At 72.4% G+C, this 16,422-nt stretch carries 12 protein-coding genes; 7 read left to right on the top strand and 5 right to left on the bottom strand.

Features of this window, described 5'->3' with window-relative positions; all coding sequences use genetic code 11:
* Position 1 precedes the first annotated feature (1 nt).
* From ACSQ11_RS11920 to ACSQ11_RS11910, 3 genes are all read left to right on the top strand, one after another.
* Positions 2–817, top strand: coding sequence for a glycerophosphodiester phosphodiesterase family protein (locus ACSQ11_RS11920; protein WP_436005637.1), 816 nt, complete (start codon positions 2–4; stop codon positions 815–817).
* A gap of 91 nt (positions 818–908) precedes the next feature.
* Complete coding sequence (locus ACSQ11_RS11915) at positions 909–2,318, top strand: MFS transporter (protein WP_436005635.1); 1,410 nt, start codon at positions 909–911, stop codon at positions 2,316–2,318.
* Positions 2,319–2,556: 238 nt separating this feature from the next.
* A complete protein-coding gene (locus ACSQ11_RS11910; protein ID WP_436005633.1) occupies positions 2,557–3,987 on the top strand; it encodes a DUF222 domain-containing protein in 1,431 nt (476 codons plus the stop codon).
* 149 nt (positions 3,988–4,136) lie between these two features.
* Here ACSQ11_RS11910 and ACSQ11_RS11905 read toward each other — a convergent pair whose 3' ends face one another.
* Positions 4,137–4,829 (bottom strand): hypothetical protein, encoded by a 693-nt coding sequence (locus tag ACSQ11_RS11905; RefSeq protein WP_436005631.1) that lies wholly within the window; start codon positions 4,827–4,829, stop codon positions 4,137–4,139.
* Complete coding sequence (locus ACSQ11_RS11900) at positions 4,826–5,302, bottom strand: acyl-CoA thioesterase (protein WP_436005629.1); 477 nt, start codon at positions 5,300–5,302, stop codon at positions 4,826–4,828. Before ACSQ11_RS11900 ends, ACSQ11_RS11905 begins: the two co-directional genes overlap by 4 nt.
* A gap of 57 nt (positions 5,303–5,359) precedes the next feature.
* On the opposite strand from ACSQ11_RS11900, the gene ACSQ11_RS11895 reads away from it, so the two are divergent.
* A complete protein-coding gene (locus tag ACSQ11_RS11895) occupies positions 5,360–6,751 on the top strand; it encodes a serine hydrolase domain-containing protein (RefSeq protein ID WP_436005627.1) in 1,392 nt (463 codons plus the stop codon).
* Between the two features lie 41 nt (positions 6,752–6,792).
* Positions 6,793–8,940 carry a RecQ family ATP-dependent DNA helicase gene (locus ACSQ11_RS11890; protein WP_436005625.1) on the top strand — a complete coding sequence of 716 codons (2,148 nt, stop codon included), beginning with the start codon at positions 6,793–6,795 and terminating at the stop codon, positions 8,938–8,940.
* On the opposite strand, the gene ACSQ11_RS11885 is transcribed toward ACSQ11_RS11890, so the two are convergent.
* The gene (locus ACSQ11_RS11885; protein ID WP_436005623.1) at positions 8,851–9,642 is read right to left on the bottom strand and encodes a YczE/YyaS/YitT family protein; all 792 of its coding nucleotides are present in this window, start codon (positions 9,640–9,642) and stop codon (positions 8,851–8,853) included. The two genes, ACSQ11_RS11890 and ACSQ11_RS11885, sit on opposite strands and share 90 nt — an antisense overlap.
* Positions 9,643–9,704: 62 nt before the next feature.
* Between ACSQ11_RS11885 and ACSQ11_RS11880 the strand changes: the two genes are divergently transcribed.
* Together ACSQ11_RS11880 and ACSQ11_RS11875 are read left to right on the top strand one after the other, a co-directional pair.
* The gene (locus ACSQ11_RS11880; RefSeq protein ID WP_436005621.1) at positions 9,705–11,162 is read left to right on the top strand and encodes a PLP-dependent aminotransferase family protein; all 1,458 of its coding nucleotides are present in this window, start codon (positions 9,705–9,707) and stop codon (positions 11,160–11,162) included.
* Between the two features lie 28 nt (positions 11,163–11,190).
* Positions 11,191–12,156, top strand: coding sequence for an acyl-CoA thioesterase (locus ACSQ11_RS11875; RefSeq protein WP_436005619.1), 966 nt, complete (start codon positions 11,191–11,193; stop codon positions 12,154–12,156).
* Between the two features lie 76 nt (positions 12,157–12,232).
* Here the strand turns inward: ACSQ11_RS11875 and treZ are convergent, their stop codons facing one another.
* Together treZ and treY are read right to left on the bottom strand one after the other, a co-directional pair.
* Complete coding sequence (treZ, locus tag ACSQ11_RS11870; RefSeq protein ID WP_436005617.1) at positions 12,233–13,963, bottom strand: malto-oligosyltrehalose trehalohydrolase; 1,731 nt, start codon at positions 13,961–13,963, stop codon at positions 12,233–12,235.
* Positions 13,960–16,419 (bottom strand): malto-oligosyltrehalose synthase, encoded by a 2,460-nt coding sequence (gene treY / locus ACSQ11_RS11865; RefSeq protein WP_436005615.1) that lies wholly within the window; start codon positions 16,417–16,419, stop codon positions 13,960–13,962. The genes treZ and treY overlap by 4 nt, the downstream gene beginning before the upstream one ends.
* Positions 16,420–16,422 lie beyond the last annotated feature (3 nt).

Genomic DNA, 16,422 nt, shown 5'->3' with positions numbered 1-16,422 from the left:
CGTGGCGCGGGCGGGCGACTTCGCCTACTTCGACACCGACGGACCGATCGCGATGGCGCACCGTGGTGGCGCGGCATACGAGCCGAACGTCGGTCTCGAGAACACGATGCGCGCGTTCCGCGAGGCCGTCGCGATGGGCTACCGCTACCTCGAGACGGACGTCCACGCGACATCCGACGGTGAGCTCGTCGCCTTCCACGACACGCACCTCGACCGGGTCACCGACATCGAGGGCGCCATCGTCGACCTCCCGTATGCCGCGGTGCGCGAGGCGCGCATCAACGGCACCGACGCCGTGCCGCTGCTCACCGAGCTGCTCGAGGAGTTCCCGACGACGCGGCTCAACATCGACATCAAGGCCGACACGGCACTGGCTCCGACGGTCGAGACGATCCGACACCACGACGCGCTCGACCGGGTGTGCATCGGGTCGTTCAGCGAGCGTCGGGTGCGTGCGGCGCGACGGGCGCTGGGGCCGGGTCTCGCGACCGCGGCGGGGCAGGTCGGGACAGGGCTGCTGCGCTACGCGCCGGGCATGCTGTCGCGGTGGCTGCACACGTCGGCACCGGTGCTCCAGATCCCCGTGGCGCACCGGATGCGTGGTCGCGAGCTGACGCTCGTGACACCGGGACTCGTGCGGGTGGCCCACCGGCTGGGCAAGCAGGTGCACGTGTGGTTCCACCCGTGGAGCGAGGAGGACGCGCCCGAGATGCACCGGCTGCTCGACCTGGGGATCGACGGCATCGTCACCGACCACATCCACGTCCTGCGTGACGTTCTCGCCGAGCGCGGTCACCCGCTGGACCCCGCGGCCTGAGCCGGCTCTCAGGGCGGGTCTCTCGGCGGCTGGCTGCGGGGCGGGCGAGGTGGCCGGCCGTACGGCCGACGGCCTCGCGTAGCGTGGCCGCGTGAGCTCACGGGGTACGGCGCAGGCATGGGTCGAGCAGCGCAGCGCCGGAGGGGTGTTCAGCGCCGAGTTCGCCGCGCTCACCCTCGCGATCGTCGCCCTCATCTCCGTCATCGCGTTCGAGTCGATGGCCGTGTCGACCGCCATGCCCGAGGTCGCCGTCGAGCTCGACGCGGTCCGCTCCTACGGGCTCGCGTTCTCCATCATGCTCACGACCCAGCTCCTCGGGATCGTGCTCGCCGGGGTGTGGTGCGACCGATCGGGGTCGCTGCCTTCGCTGCTCAGCGGGCAAGTGCTCTTCGCCCTGGGGTGTGGGATCTGCGGCGCGTCGACGGAGTTCTCGGTGTTCCTCGGTGGGCGGGCCGTGGCCGGGCTGGGCGCCGGGCTGACGTTCGTCGCCGGGTTCGTCGTCATCGGTCGCGCCTTCCCGGAGGCGTTGCGGCCCAGGGTCTTCAGCGTCATCAGCGCCGCGTGGGTGCTGCCCTCGCTCATCGGTCCGGTGCTTGCCGGGTGGGTCACCAGCACGTGGTCGTGGCGCTGGGTGTTCTGGATCGTCGTCGTCCCCGTGGCGCTCGCGCTCGTCGTGCTGCTCGTGCGCCGAGGGCAGATCCGCGCTGCCGACGCCGTGGTCGAGGCGTCGAGCCGCGACCACCGGTCACACGTCCGTGCGGCGTGGCTGGGGCTGGGCATCGCGGTCTCGGCCGGTGTCATGCAGTGGGGCACGCACGAGCTCGAGCTGGCGTGGTCGCCGCAGGTCGTGACGGGACTGCTCGGGCTGGCAGGTGTGGCGGTCTGTGCGCCTCTGCTGCTGCCCTCCGGGACGTTCGCGATGCGGCGAGGGCTGCCCTCGGTGATGCTCAGCCGGTTTTTCCTCCCGTGCGCGTTCTTCGGGACGATCACCTACATCCCGCTCATGCTCACCGGTGAGCGTGGGCTGTCGTTGGCCCAGGCGGGGTCCCTCCTTGCGATCGGCTCGATCGGCTGGTCGCTCGGGTCGTGGATCCAGGGGCGCGACTCGTTCGCCGCGCGGCGTGACCGGCTGGTGAGCCTGGGCGGCGGGACGCTGGCTCTGGGGCTGGCCGGTGTCGTGCTCGTGACCTGGGCGGGATGGTGGCCGTGGCTGGTCGCTCTGCCGTTGGCCGTCGCGGGGCTGGGGATGGGTATGGCGACGGCGAGCCTCTCGGTGCTGGCGCTGTCGCTCACTCCCCCGGCCGACCACGGGTCGGCGTCGTCGTCGCTCCAGCTGGCAGACGTGCTCGGGTCGGTCATCGGCATCGCGGCGACGGGTGCGGTCTTCGCCGCCCTGCACACGCGGGCGGGTGAGGACGTGCCAGCGTTCGTCGCGATGTGGCTGGGGACGGCTGCAGTCGCAACCCTCGTTGTCGTGGCCGGGCGTCGCATCCGCACCTGAGTGCGGCGCTCACTGACGACATTGTCCCGGACCCACGCACCACGAGCCGCCGCTGCCCCTGGCGGGTTGGGCTCGATGTGTGTCCATGCATTTTCGGGCGGGACTTTCCCACCCGAAGCGCAACACCTGAGCCTGCTGTGACAGCAGAGGCCTCCAGCATGCACAGCGTCGAATAACGTTGCGCCACAGCCCATTTCGCCACCGATCGACTGTCAGTGCCACCCCGTAGGTTCGATCCATGACCACAGCGACGGAGCTGACCTACACGGAGTGCGTGCAACGCCTGCACGCAGCCCGTGAGGCCGCAGCCGCGCTCCCATCCGTGCTGTGGCAGGCCACCGGCAGCGAGCTCGCTACCGGCCTCGAAGCGCTCGGCGAGCTGTCCGCCGCCGGAGAGGGCGCCGAAGTCGCGGTGGTCCTCGAGGCCATCGAACGCGGCGAACCCGGCTGCGCCTCACCCCCACAGACCCCACGCGAATGGGTCGTCGCGCACCACCGCCGCTACGCCGTCGCCGGCGCCACACGCGTCGTCGACGTCGCCCAGGCCTGTCGCCAGAGCAGCCACCACATCCTGCGTGAGGCCGTCGTCACCGGACGGGTCAGCATCGGCACCGCGCAGGTCGCGCTCAAGGAGATGCGCCTGCTCAAACCCCACCTGTGCCCCGACGCCGTCGACACCGTGTGGAAGGGCCTGATGACCCTGGGCGAACGACACGACGCCCGCACCGTCCGTCAACTGCGTGAACAGCTGCTGGCCGCCTACGGCATCGCGGACGCGTTCGACGACACCGAGGACAGAGCCCGCGCAGGCGCGTCCCTGACCGCCGGCAAAGAGATCGCCCCCGGCCTGTACGAGTACCTCCTGCGCCTCAGCCGCGATGGCCGCGCCCTGCTCGAAGCCGCCATCGGGCCCCACGCGGCACCCACCCCCGGCCCCGACGGCGAACCCGACGAACGCCCCACCGAACAACGCCGCGCCGACGCGCTCCTCGCCGTCATCGGCCGCGCCCTCACCGCCGGCGACAGCAGCTGGTCCTCGACCAAGGCGCAGGTGTTCGTCGGCATCGCCCTCGCCGACCTTCGGACCCACCACGGGGGGACACGCACCGGAGCAGCGCACACCGACCAAGGGTTGGCAGTGCCCGGCGCCGGGACACTGCTCGGGGCGCTCACCAGCGGCGACCTCGTCACTCCCGACACCGTCCGACGCTGGGCCTGCGACGCCACCATCATCCCCACCGTCCTGGGCTCCCACGGTGAGGTCGTCGACCTCGGCCGCGCCACCCGCCTCTTCACCCCCGCCCAGATCAAACGCCTCTGGCTCCGCGACCGGCACTGCACCTACCCTCGATGCGACGCCCCCGCCGCCTGGACCGACGCCCACCACCTCATCCACTGGGCCGACGACGGACCTTCGGACCTGTCCAACGCCGCCCTGCTGTGCCAACGCCATCACACCGTCGTGCACTCGCGACGCCTCCACGGACACGTCACCACCGACCCCCAAGGCCGGCAGAACGTCACCTGGGACCTCACCCGCGGCTCCTACGACACCGCCCTCACCCACCACGCCACCGCACCGGGCCACGCCCACCCCACCACGACCCCACCCGACACCACACCAGACCAACGCATCTCCGGAGACGACACCACCTGGCCCCGACCATGACCCCGCCCCACACCCCGACACCACACAGGCCACGGGGTCACAGCCACGTGCGGGGGACGGCCTGCACCCACGCCGCCTCGACAACACCACCGGTTCCGTGCCTGGAGCCACGTCTGGCCACGCGCCGGCATTGGCTTCCTGGCCAGGAGTCAGCGACGCGTGAGTGCGTGCCCTGCCTGTGTCGTGAGGCGAGTCCAGCGCCCGTTGGTCGCGAGCGTCGACTCGCCACCGAGCGTGAGGAAGCCCAACGCGTAGGCCGCGAACGCGAGCGCGGCCGGATACGCCGCTCCACCCTGCGAGCCGGTGCCCGCCTCTCGCACGTCTGCCCCATCGACAGCCGAGACCATCCGGCCCCAGACACGTTCACGCAGTGTCGCCACCGCAGCCGAACCCGCACCGTCCGGAGTCCCGTCAGCCACCTCGGCGATCCCCTCGGACGCCACGCGCTGCAGCGCCTCCGAGCCCACCGACCCGACGACCTGCCAGCCGGACCGGGGCGGCGAGACCGCAGCCCACGCCGCCGACACCGTCATCGGCGGCACCGGCAGCACCGCCCGCTCCCCGGGACGGGCAACGCGATCCGACACCGCAGCCAACGGCACGACGACGTCGAGCTCGGCAGGCACCGCGAGCGCCGACGTCCGCAGCCCGACTGTCGTCCCCGTCCCCATCAACCCCGACCCCGGCAGCACTCCCACCCACGACGCCAACACCGGCCCAACGGCCTGGAGCCGCACGGCACCGTCGGCGTCGAGCGCCCGGGCGCGGGCGGCATACCGGCCGAGGTCCTGGAGGGACTCCGCATCGGCGAGAACCAGTTCGGAGACCACAGCAGCAGTCACCGGCGCGACCAGCGGAACGCGACCGGACCGCCGAGGTGCCCGTCGAGCACGGCGCGTTCGTCCGCCCCGAGTCGACGCGGCCGGGACGTCGCGAAGTCGTAGACGACGATCCCGGTCTCGGCGACGGCATACACGCGTTCGCCCATGGACTCGGGATCGCGCACGACGTAGCCGAGGTCGAACCCGGCCCCATGCACCCGCGTGACCCACATGTCGACCTCGATGGGGGCGTGCCGGTGGGTCAGCGGTGCGACGTACTCGATCTCGTGGCGCGACACGATGACGCCCGTGTCGAGCAGCGAGCGCTCCTCGCCGAACCACTCGCGGAAGCCGATGACGCGCGCGTCCTCGAGGAGCCGGAGGTACTGCACGTTGTTGACGTGGCCGTAGGCGTCCATGTCGGACCAGCGCAGAGGCACCTGGGTCCGGTAGGGGCGCACAGTGGGCTCGGGAGCGGGATCGGCCACGGACATGCGCCCAGTCTCCCAGCCCCGGCGACCCGCTGGCGACCGCGGTCCTAGGGTGGACGGATGCCGCTCTCCCCCACGACGCACGCCCGCCTCGACCACCTCCTCGCCACCGGCCAGCGTGACCACCGGCTGCCGTCCGTCGCCGCCGGCCTCGTCCGCGGTGGCGAGCTCGTCTGGTCCGGTGCGGTGGGCACCGTGGACGGCCGCGCGAGTGGGGCGCCGGTCGACTCCGACACGCAGTTCCGGATGGGCTCGATCACCAAGACGTTCGTCGCGGTCGCGGTGATGCGCCTGCGCGACGAGGGCCGCCTCGACCTCACCGACCGCTTCGGCAGGCACGTCCCCGGCAGCGCCCTCGACGACGTCACCCTCGAACAGCTCCTCACCCACTCCGGGGGCGTCCAGGCCGAGACCGGCGGCGCGTGGTGGGAGCGCACCCCGGGCGGCGACTGGGACGACCTCGTCGGCTCTGGCGTCGGCACCCGGTTCCGATCCGGCCGCCGCTTCCACTACTCCAACACGGGGTATGCCGCCCTCGGTCGCCTCCTCGAGGTGGTCCGCGAGCGTCCGTGGTTCGATGTCGTGCGCGACGAGCTGCTCGAACCGCTGGGCATGACCCGGACGACGCTGCGGCCCAGCGGCGCTGCGGCACAGGGGTTCGCGGTGCACCCGTTCGCCGACGTACTGCTCCCCGAGCCGGAGCACGACGCGGGCGCCATGGCCCCCGCGGGACAGCTCTGGACGACCGTCGGCGACCTCTCGCGGTGGGCCGCCCTCCTCGGCGGGCACGTCGGTGACGTCCTGTCGCGCGAGACCCTCGCCGAGATGGTCGAACCGCACCACGTCGTCGACGAGCCGGGGCAGCCGTGGCTGGGCTCGCACGGTCTCGGGTGGCAGGTCTGGAACGTCGACGGCGCCCGTTCCGCCGGACACGGTGGCTCGATGCCCGGCTTCCTCGCGATGCAGCGCGTCCACCTCGACGCCAGCGGGGGCAACTCCGGCGGCCCGGTCGGTGCGGCCGGGGACGGGGTCGTCCTCTTCACCAACACGACGGCGAGCAAGGCGCTCAGGGACCTGCCCAAGGAGCTCCTGCGGACGCTGCGCGAGCTCGAGCCGGCGGCGGTCACCCCGTGGGTCGCCTCGGGGTCCAGCGACGTCCTCGAGCTCGCCGGCATGTGGCACTGGGGCCCTGCGGTCGAGACCGCGCGCTTCGTCGGTGAGCACCTCGTCCTCGGCGAGCCCGGCACGGGCCGCGGCTCCCGCTTCGCGCGCGTCATGGACGACGAGTGGGTCGGGCTCGACGGCTACTACACCGGCGAGCCGCTGCGGGTCGTCCGTCGCGAGGACGGGACCGTGTCGCACCTCGACCTCGCGACGTTCCGCTTCACCCGCACGCCCTACGACCCCGAGGCCGACGTCCCCGGGGGCGTCGACGAGCGGGGCTGGACCTGACGGACGGGCCTGTCGGGCGCGCCGCCTACGGTGGGGTCACCATGACGAACGTGACGTATGCCGTCAGCGCGCCGACCCCGGCCGGCGCACCCTCCGACGTGGCCGGGGAGGCCACGGCTGCCCTGCGGCGGCTCGTCGGACGTGACGACGTCGACTTCCGCGACGGCCAGCTCGAGGCCGTCACGGCGCTGGTCTCCGACCGCAGCCGGGTGCTCGTCGTCCAGCGCACGGGGTGGGGCAAGTCAGCCGTCTACTTCGTCGCCACCGCGCTGCGTCGGGCGCAGGGCGCCGGGCCGACGGTCATCATCTCCCCGCTCCTCGCCCTCATGCGCGACCAGATCGCGGCGGCCGAGCGGGCCGGCATACACGCCGTGACGATGAACTCGGCCAACGCGCAGGACTGGGACGAGGTCCGCCAGGCCCTCGCCAACGACACCGTCGACGTGCTCCTCGTGAGCCCTGAGCGCCTCAACAACCCGCGCTTCCGCGACGAGCAGCTGCCCGACCTCGCGCGCCGCTGCGGCCTCCTCGTCGTCGACGAGGCCCACTGCGTCTCCGACTGGGGCCACGACTTCCGGCCCGACTACCGGCGGATCCGTGACCTGCTCACCGAGCTCCCGCAGGACGTGCCGGTCCTCGCGACGACGGCGACCGCCAACCAGCGCGTCGTCACCGACGTCGTCGAGCAGCTGGGTGTCGGTGGGCGTGACGTGCTCACGGTGCGTGGTGGGCTCGCGCGCGACTCGCTCCGGCTCGGCGTGCTGTCGTCGATGTCGCCCGAGCAGCGGCTGGGCTGGCTCCTTGCCCACCTCGACGAGCTCCCGGGCAGCGGCATCGTCTATGCGCTCACCGTCGCCGCCGCCGAGGAGGTGGCGTCGGCACTGTCCGACGCCGGACACCGTGTGGCCTCCTACACCGGCCGCACCGACCCCGCCGATCGCGAGCGCCTCGAGGCCGCCCTGCGCGACAACGAGGTCAAGGCGCTCGTCGCGACCTCCGCCCTGGGGATGGGGTTCGACAAGCCGGACCTCGGGTTCGTCGTCCACCTCGGGGCACCGTCGTCTCCGGTCGCCTACTACCAGCAAGTGGGCCGTGCCGGTCGCGCCACAGAGCGCGCCGACGTGCTGCTCCTGCCCGGTCCCGAGGACAAGGACATCTGGCGCTACTTCGCGTCCGTGTCGATGCCGCGCCAGGAGCAGGCCGACGCCGTCCTGCACGCCCTCGCCGAGGCCGGCCGCCCCCTGTCGACCGCCGCCATCGAGACGATCGTCGACGTCCGGCGCACCCGGCTCGAGCTCCTGCTCAAGGTGCTCGACGTCGACGGCGCCGTCGCCCGCGTGCAGGGCGGCTGGACCGCGACGGGTCAGCCGTGGACCTACGACGCCGAGCGCTACGGCCGGGTGGCACAGTCCCGCACCGACGAGCAGCAGCTCATGCTCGACTACGAGCGCACGACCGAGTGCCGGATGGCCTTCCTCCAGCGCACCCTCGACGACGCGACGGCCGTGCCCTGCGGCCGCTGCGACAGCTGCGCCGGGCCGTGGTTCGCCACCGACGTCCCCGACACCGTCATCGGTGCGGCCCGCGAGCGGCTCGCCCGGGTCGGCGTCGACCTCGACGCGCGCGCGCAGTGGCCCACCGGCATGGACCGGCTGGGTGTCCCGGTCAAGGGCAAGATCGCGGCCGACGAGGCGCTGTCCCCCGGGCGTGCGCTCGCCCGGCTCAGCGACCTCGGGTGGGGCCAGCGCCTGCGCGACGTCCTGCGCGAGGACGCGCCGGCCACACCCGAGCTGCTCCGGGCCTGCGTCGGCGTCCTCGCCGGCTGGGGCTGGAATGAGCGCCCGGCCGGGATCGTCGCGGTCCCGTCACGGTCGCACCCGCAGCTCGTCCAGTCCCTCGCCCACGGCCTCGCCGAGATCGGCCGGCTGCCGTTCCTCGGCACCCTCGACCTCGAGCACGGCGGCCCCACAGGTGAGCCGGGTGGCAACAGCGCCTTCCGCCTCGCGGGCGTCTGGGAGCGGCTCGTCGTCGGTCCCGAGCTCGCGGCGACCCTGGCCGGCGTGCGTGGTCCGGTCCTGCTCGTCGACGACCTCGTCAGCTCACGCTGGACGCTCACCGTCGCTGGTCGCGAGCTCCGCCGCGCGGGTGTCGACGGCGTCCTGCCGTTCGCCCTGGCCGTCGATGGCTGAGTGGTCGGACTCCCCGCGCGCCGGACGCGCCGGCGGGGTGACCCGCACCGTGACGAGCGGCAGGAACGCCTGGACCGCGGGGCCGATGAGCAGCGCATAGAGCACCGTCCCGACGCCGACGACGCCACCGAGCAGCCAGCCGATGACGAGCACGGTGACCTCGAGACCGGTGCGGATGAGCCGGATCGACAGACCCGTCCTGCGGGCGAGGCCGGTCATGAGCCCGTCGCGGGGACCCGGGCCGTACTGGCTGCCGATGTAGAGCGCTCCCCCGAGACCGTTGACGACGATCCCGCCGAGCAGCATGGTCACCCGCAGCCACAGCGCGTCCGGGGTCTCGACGACCGACAGCATGACGTCCGTGGCGATGCCGATGACGAAGACGTTGGCGATCGTCCCCAGCCCGGGCCACTGGCGCAGCGGGATCCAGAGCAGCAGCACGAGGATGCCGACGACGATGACGACCGTCCCGAAGCTCCACCCGACCTTGTCCTGCACGCCGTAATGGAAGACGTCCCACGGGTCGAGCCCCAGCTCGGCCCGGATGAACATCGCCATCGCCGTGCCGTAGAGCCAGAGCCCGACGAGCAGCTGGCTCACGCGGCGCACCGTGGAGCCGGCACGCAGCTGCTCCATCGGGGTCATCGGGACGAGGTCGACACGTCGGGCGGCCCCGCGGCGCAGGGTCTGGATCGGGCTCATGCGGACCATCATCGACCACGATTGGCCTTCGATTCCATGGCCACTTGTGCGACAGTGGCCCCATGGCTGCACCCGTGCTCTCCGCCGCGCGCACCGCGGACCTCATCGGACCCACGCGAGGTGACGGGCCGGCATACCAGCTCGTCGCGGACGCGCTCCGCCTGCTCATCGCCGACGGCCGGATCGCCGTCGGGACGCGCCTGCCCAGCGAACGCGACCTCACCGGCGCGCTCGGGCTGAGCCGCACGACGGTGAGCAGCGCGTATGCCGTGCTGCGCGACCGCGGCTACCTCACCTCGCGTCGTGGCTCGGGGAGCGTCGCCAGCCTGCCGCAGGGCGTGGTGCGGCGGGACACCGGCCTGCACCTGTCGCCCGACGTGCCCGAGGGGACGATCGACCTCACCTGCGCCGCCCAAAGGGCGCCTGCCGGGATGACCCAGGCGGCGGAGGCAGCGATCGCGGCGTCGCCGGACTACCTGTGCGGCACCGGCTACCTCGTCGACGGGGTGCCGGAGCTGCGCGAGGTCATCGCCGCGCACTACACGCAGCGCGGGCTGCCCACGACCGCGGACGAGGTCTTCGTGACGACCGGCGCCGTCGTCGGGACCGCCATCGCCGCGCGGGCCCTGCTCTCCCCCGGCGACACGGTGCTCATGGAGACGCCGACCTACCCCAACATCTTCCCGACGTTGGGCCAGCTCCGGGCGCGCATCGCGGCCGTGCCGGTCGAGCCGACCGGCTGGGACGTCCCGACGATGACCTCGACGATCCGTGCGTCGGGTGCGCGGGCGGCCTTCCTCCTGCCTGACTTCCACAACCCGACCGGCAACCTCATGTCCGACGAACAGCGCGCTCTCGTCGCACAAGCGTTGCGGCAGAGCCGAATCACGGCCATCGTCGACGAGACGGTCGTGGAGCTCGGGCTCGACCACGAGGGCCCGATGCCGCTGCCGTTCGGCGCCCACCACGCCGACACGGTCTCGATCGGCAGCGCCTCGAAGTCGCACTGGGGCGGGCTGCGCATCGGTTGGATCCGCACACCGAAGCACCTCCACGAGTCACTGCACTCGGCGCGGGTGCCACTCGACATCGGCGCCCCGGTCATCGACCAGCTCGTGCTGCTGCACCTCATGCGGGCCTCCCCCGGTATCACCCAGGAGCGACGACGTCAGCTCGTCGAGTCACGCGACGCGCTGGCCGAGGCGCTGCGGACGAGGTGCCCGCAGCTGCGGTTCGTCACACCGCGTGGCGGACTGTCGCTGTGGGTGGAGCTCCCCGAGCCCGTCGCGCTGCAGGTGACGCTCGCCGCCGAGGACGAGGGGCTGCTCTTCGCGAGCGGGCCGCGGTTCGCGGCGGCCGGTGGGCTCGACCGGTGGATCCGGCTCCCCTACGTGCTGACGCCCGCAGAGCTCACCGAGGCCGTCGACCGCCTCGCTTGGGCGCTGGCCCGCGTGGCCGACGGCACCGCTGCGAGCCGCGGCCGGCGTTCCCCGCACCCTCGCGGACCGCTCGTCGCCTGAGCCGCCGGTCGTCGTTAGGGTGACGCCTGTGAACGATCCCGCCGCCGACCCCACCCCGCCCGCGCTGGCCGAGCTGCTCGCGGTGCTCGACCTCGAGGAGGTCGGTCGCGCCGACATCAACGTCACCGCGTCCGTCGGTGACGGGACGGCGGAGAACCCCACCCCGATGACGTTCGCCGAGGAGATGACCCTCTTCCGCGGGCAGAGCCAGAAGATGCCGCACGGCCGCGTCTTCGGCGGCCAGGTCCTCGCGCAGGGCGTGGTCGCGTGCGGTCGCACGGTCGGGGTCGGCGAGAGCGGCACACCGCGTCCGATCCACTCGCTGCACGCCTACTTCATGCGGCCCGGTGACGACACGCAGCCGATCACCTTCGCCGTCGAGCGGATGCGTGACGGGCGCTCGTTCTCGACGCGTCGCGCCCACGCGATCCAGAACGGCAAGCCCATCCTGTCGATGAGCTGCTCGTTCCAGGAGCACGCCGGCGGTCTCGACCACCAGGACGAGATGCCCGACGTGCCCGGACCCGAAGGTCTGCAGTCGCTGAGCGACGTCTTCGGCGGCATCGACCACCCGAGCGCCAAGCATGTCGCCGACCGTGCGATCGAGCAGCGGCACGTCGAGGGACACCTCTTCCTCGCCCCCGGTGAGGAGCAGGTCGCGCACCAGAGCGTGTGGACCCGCGCCGTCGGCCGTCTGCCGGACGACCCGCTGCTCCACTCCGCCGTCCTCGCCTACGCGTCCGACTACGCCCTGCTGGAGCCGGTGCTGCGACGCCACGGCCGGCAGTGGGTCGGTGGCGGTCTCAACGTCGCCAGCCTCGACCACGCGATGTGGTTCCACCGCCCGGCCCGCGCCGACGACTGGCTCCTCTATGCCCAGCAGTCACCCTCGGCCCAGGGTGGCCGCGGCCTGTCGATCGGCCGGATGTTCGCCGCCGACGGCACCCTCGTCGCCTCGACCGCCCAGGAGGGCATGCTCCGCGTCCGCGACTGAACTGCGCCCGACTGATTGCCCGACTGGGACGCCGAGCGCAGCGAGGTGTCCCAGTCGGGCAATCAGTCGAGCGGGGTCAGGGGAAGTGCAGCGGTTCCGGTAGGCCGGCCGCGCCGGTCGTCGTGACCGTCACCGTGTCGTGCGCGAGGTCGGCGTGGACCTCCATGCCCCGGTGCTCCATGACGAAGGTGTCGCCACCGTCCGCGACCGTGCAGGTGACGTCGGCGAACCGGGTCTCCCCGGAGCCCACCACCTCACGTCGGAGGGCGATGAGCCGGCGGTACCAGTCGAGCAGCGAGGCGTGCGGCTCGGAGGCAACCTCGTCCCATCGCAGCACACTCGCGTCGCGGGTCGAGCGCGACTGGGGGTCGGGCACCTCCGACGCGGACCAGCCGTGGGCGGCGAACTCGGCGCGACGACCCGCTCGCACCGCCTCGGCCATGCCCTCGTCGGTGAAGTCGGTGAAGAACTGCCACGGTGTCGACGCCGCGAACTCCTCACCCATGAAGACCATCGGCGTGCCGGGACCGAGCAGGTAGAGCGCGGCGCCGATCGCCACGCGGCCCGGAGTGAGCGACGCCGAGATCCGGTCACCGGTCGCGCGGTTGCCGACCTGGTCGTGGGTCTGGAGGTAGGTCACGAGCCGTCGGCCGTCGAGGGCGTCGACGTCGACCGGCTGCCCCCACTCGCGTCCGCGGAAGGTCGACCACGTGCCGTCGTGGAGGAACCCGCGGGTGAGCACCTTGGCGAGCACGTCGAGCGGCCCACCGTTGGGCAGCGTGCGCGTGCCGCCGGCGAAGTCCTCGTAGTAGCCCTGCGCCTCGCCCGTGAGCGCGACGTGCAGCCCGTGGTGGACGTCGTCGGCCCACTGCGCCGTCATCCCGAAGCCGCCATGCGCCGTCGGCGTGACCATAGCCGTGTCGTTGAGGTCGCTCTCGGCGATGAGGTCGAGCGGTCGTCCCAGCTCCCGCGACAGGTCGGCCACGGCGTCGGAGAGCTCGACGAGCAGGTGCCGCTCGCCCTCGTCGACGAGGGCATGGACGGCATCGAGCCGCAGCGCGTCGACGTGGAAGTCGCGCAGCCACCGCAACGCGTTCTCGACGATGAAGGAGCGCACCTCGTCCGACCCGGGAGCGTCGAGGTTGACCGCCGGACCCCACGGCGTCATGTGCGACTGCGTGAAGTACGGCCCGAACCGTCCGAGGTAGTTGCCGCTCGGCCCGAGGTGGTTGTAGACGACGTCGAGGCAGACCCCGAGGCCCCTCGTGTGGCAGGCGTCGACGAACCGCTGGAAGGCGGCGGGACCGCCGAGGGCGTGGTGGACGGCATACAGGTCCACACCGTCGTAACCCCAGCCCCAACGACCGGGTATGGCGGCCACGGGGAGGATCTCGACGACGTCGACACCGAGGTCGACGAGGTGGTCGAGGCGCTCGACCGCGGCGTCGAACGTGCCCTCACTCGTGAACGTCCCGATGTGGCACTCGTAGACGACCCCGCCGAGCGTGCCGGCGCCGTCGCGCGGTCCGCGCCAACCCGCGTCCCGCCACTCGTGGGCGCTCGGGTCGAAGGTGCGGCTCGGCCCGTCGACGCCGTGCGGCTGCCACGCGCTCCTCGGGTCGGGCAGCGCGGGCTCCTCGCCGTCGAGCACGAAGGCGTAGTCGAGGACCTCGTATGCCGTGTGCTCACCCTCCCAGCGCCACCAGCCCCGGTCGTCGCGCACCATCGGCGCGCGCTCGGCTCGCTCGCCGGGGGCTCCGACGACGATCTCGACGGTCCGCGCCTCGGGCGCCCAGACCTCGATCACGGCTGCCTCACGAGGAGTGCGACAGGAAGGTCGGCGAGGACGCTTCCCAACGAGGCCTCTGAACTGAACTCTCCGGATGCGCTCTGGGACAACAGGTTCCTCCACTTCCCCTCGGGCAACGACACCGTCGCGTCACCGAACCCACCGCTCGCCACCAGCCGGTCGGCCTCCCGCGTGACGACGGCCACGACCTGCGGACCGGAGGCGTCGCCACGGGCCAGCGCCAGCGCGTGCGACGAGGTGGTGGCGACGGGGTCGTAGGTCGAACCGGCACCGACGAAGACCTCCGGCCGCTCGCGGCGTGCCCGCAGGGCCGTGGTCGTGACGAGCAGCTTCTCGTCGTCGAGGTCACGCGGACGCTCTCCGTCGTCGAGACGCGCCAGCCGGGCGGTGCGCTCGGTGTAGTCGACGGCTCCACGGTTGTCGGGGTCGACGAGGGTGAGGGCCTGGAGCTCGGCTCCTTGGTAGACGTCGGGCACCCCCACGGCCACGAGCTGGAGCAGCTTCTGCCCGAGAACGTTGGCGCGCACCGACGCCGCGTGCAGCGAGAGCCAGGTCTCGACGTGACGGGCGAGCGCCGCGTCGGCGACCACCGCTCGGGCGAAGCCGACGACCGCCGTCTCGTAGTCGGCGTCGCCGTCGACCCACGCCGTGTGGTCCTTGGCCTCGCGCACAGCCTTGAGGACGTAGGCCTCGATGCGCTCGGGGACGATCGGCCACGCTCCGAGGACGGTCTGCCACACGAGGTACTCGGTCGCCGGGTCCACGAGGGAGGACCGGTGTGCCGCAGCAAGATCGGACGCCTCGTGGACCCACTCCGCCCACTCCTGGGCCGACTCGGCGAGAGTTATGAGCCGTGCGCGCACGTCTTCCGAGCGCTTGGTGTCGTGCGTCGTGAGGGTGGTCATCGTCGTCGGCCACGTGGCCAGCTGACGCGACTCGAACTCGTGGAACGCGTCTGCGCTGATCGACAGGTGCGAGGGGTGCCCACCGACCTCGTTCGCACCGGTGAGGCGGAACCAGCGATAGAAGGCGGTGTCCTCGATCCCCTTGGCCATGACCGGTCCACACGTCTGCTGGAACCGCACGACGAAGTCGTCGACCAGGGTCCGATCAGCCCCCTCGGGCGCCTCGCCTCGGGCCAGCGCCACGATCAGGTCAAGGTCGGGGTGCGCGGCGGCCCGCAACAGACCACGGGCTCGCTCGGCCGCGCCGTCGAGGACCGCCATCTGCTCGGGTTCGAGCGCTGCCCCCGGCACCACGTAGGCGCGATAGCGGTCCATCGCCGCCAGCAACGCACAGAGGGCCTCGCGCGCGAGGTCCGGGTGCAGTCCGTCGTGGCAGCGGTGAACCAGGCGCAGGAGCCGGTTGACCTCCGCCGCCTGGACCGTCTCGACGACGAGCTGCTTGGACTCGAGGACGACGTCCTCGAGCGCCCCGCGCCCGGCCGGCGCGTGCTCGGCCCACACCCGGTCGAGCACCTCGTCGCCGGCTGACGACGTGAGCGCCTGCTGCACCCGCAGCAACGTGTCGTAGCCCGTCGTACCCGCGCAGCGCCACGCCTCCGGCAGCTGCTCCTCGCCCTCGAGGATCTTTTCGGCGACGACCCACGCGTCGCCGGTCTGGTCGGCGAGCCGGGCGAGGTAGCCCCCGGGGTCCGCCAGGCCGTCGGGGTGGTCGATCCGGAACCCGTCGATCGCCCCGTCGCGATGGAGCGAGAGCAGCAGCGCATGCGTTGCCTCGAACACCTGCGGGTCCTCGACCCGGACCGCCTTGAGGGTCGTGACGTCGAAGAACCGCCGGTAGTTGAGCTCCGTCGCTCCGTCACGCCAGAAGGTCAGCCGATAGTGCTGTGCCGCAACAAGATCCGTGATCGGCAACCGCTCGGTCCCCGGCGCCACGGGATACTCGTGGTCGTAGTAGCGCAGCACGGTTTCGTCGCCAGCCGCTCCGCCGTTGCGCGCCACCGTCAGCTCGCCCGCCGCGAGCACCTCGTCCAGCGACGACCCGAGGACAGGCATGAGCACACGATCGTCCTCGACGTCCCAGTCGATGTCGAACCACCGCGCCGCCGCCGACTCACGGCCCTCGCGCAGCAGCGACCACAGCGCGGCGTTGCGCCACGTCACGTCGGGCACCGTCATGTGGTTCGGCACGACGTCGACGACGATCCCGAGGCCCGCCGCGTGCGCGGCGAGCACGAGCCGGTCGAACGCCTCCCGGCCGCCCGCCTCCTCGTTGAGGCGGCCGTGGTCGACGACGTCGTAGCCGTGCGTCGACCCGGGTGCCGGCTGAAGGACCGGTGACAGATAGAGGTGCGAGACCCCCAGTGAGGCGATGTATGCCGTCTGCGCCGCCGCCGCGTCGAACCCGAACCCGCCGTGGACCTGGAGGCGGTAGGTCGAGGTGGGCACGGCGCGGCCGGAGGCGCCGACGACGACGGGAGCAGCCGGCATACC

The organism is Knoellia sp. LjRoot47 (assembly GCF_964253435.1).
In the GTDB taxonomy this organism is placed as follows: Bacteria; Actinomycetota; Actinomycetes; order Actinomycetales; family Dermatophilaceae; genus Knoellia.
Note: the sequence above shows the minus strand (reverse complement) of the source record. Positions and strands in the feature narration are given on the sequence as shown.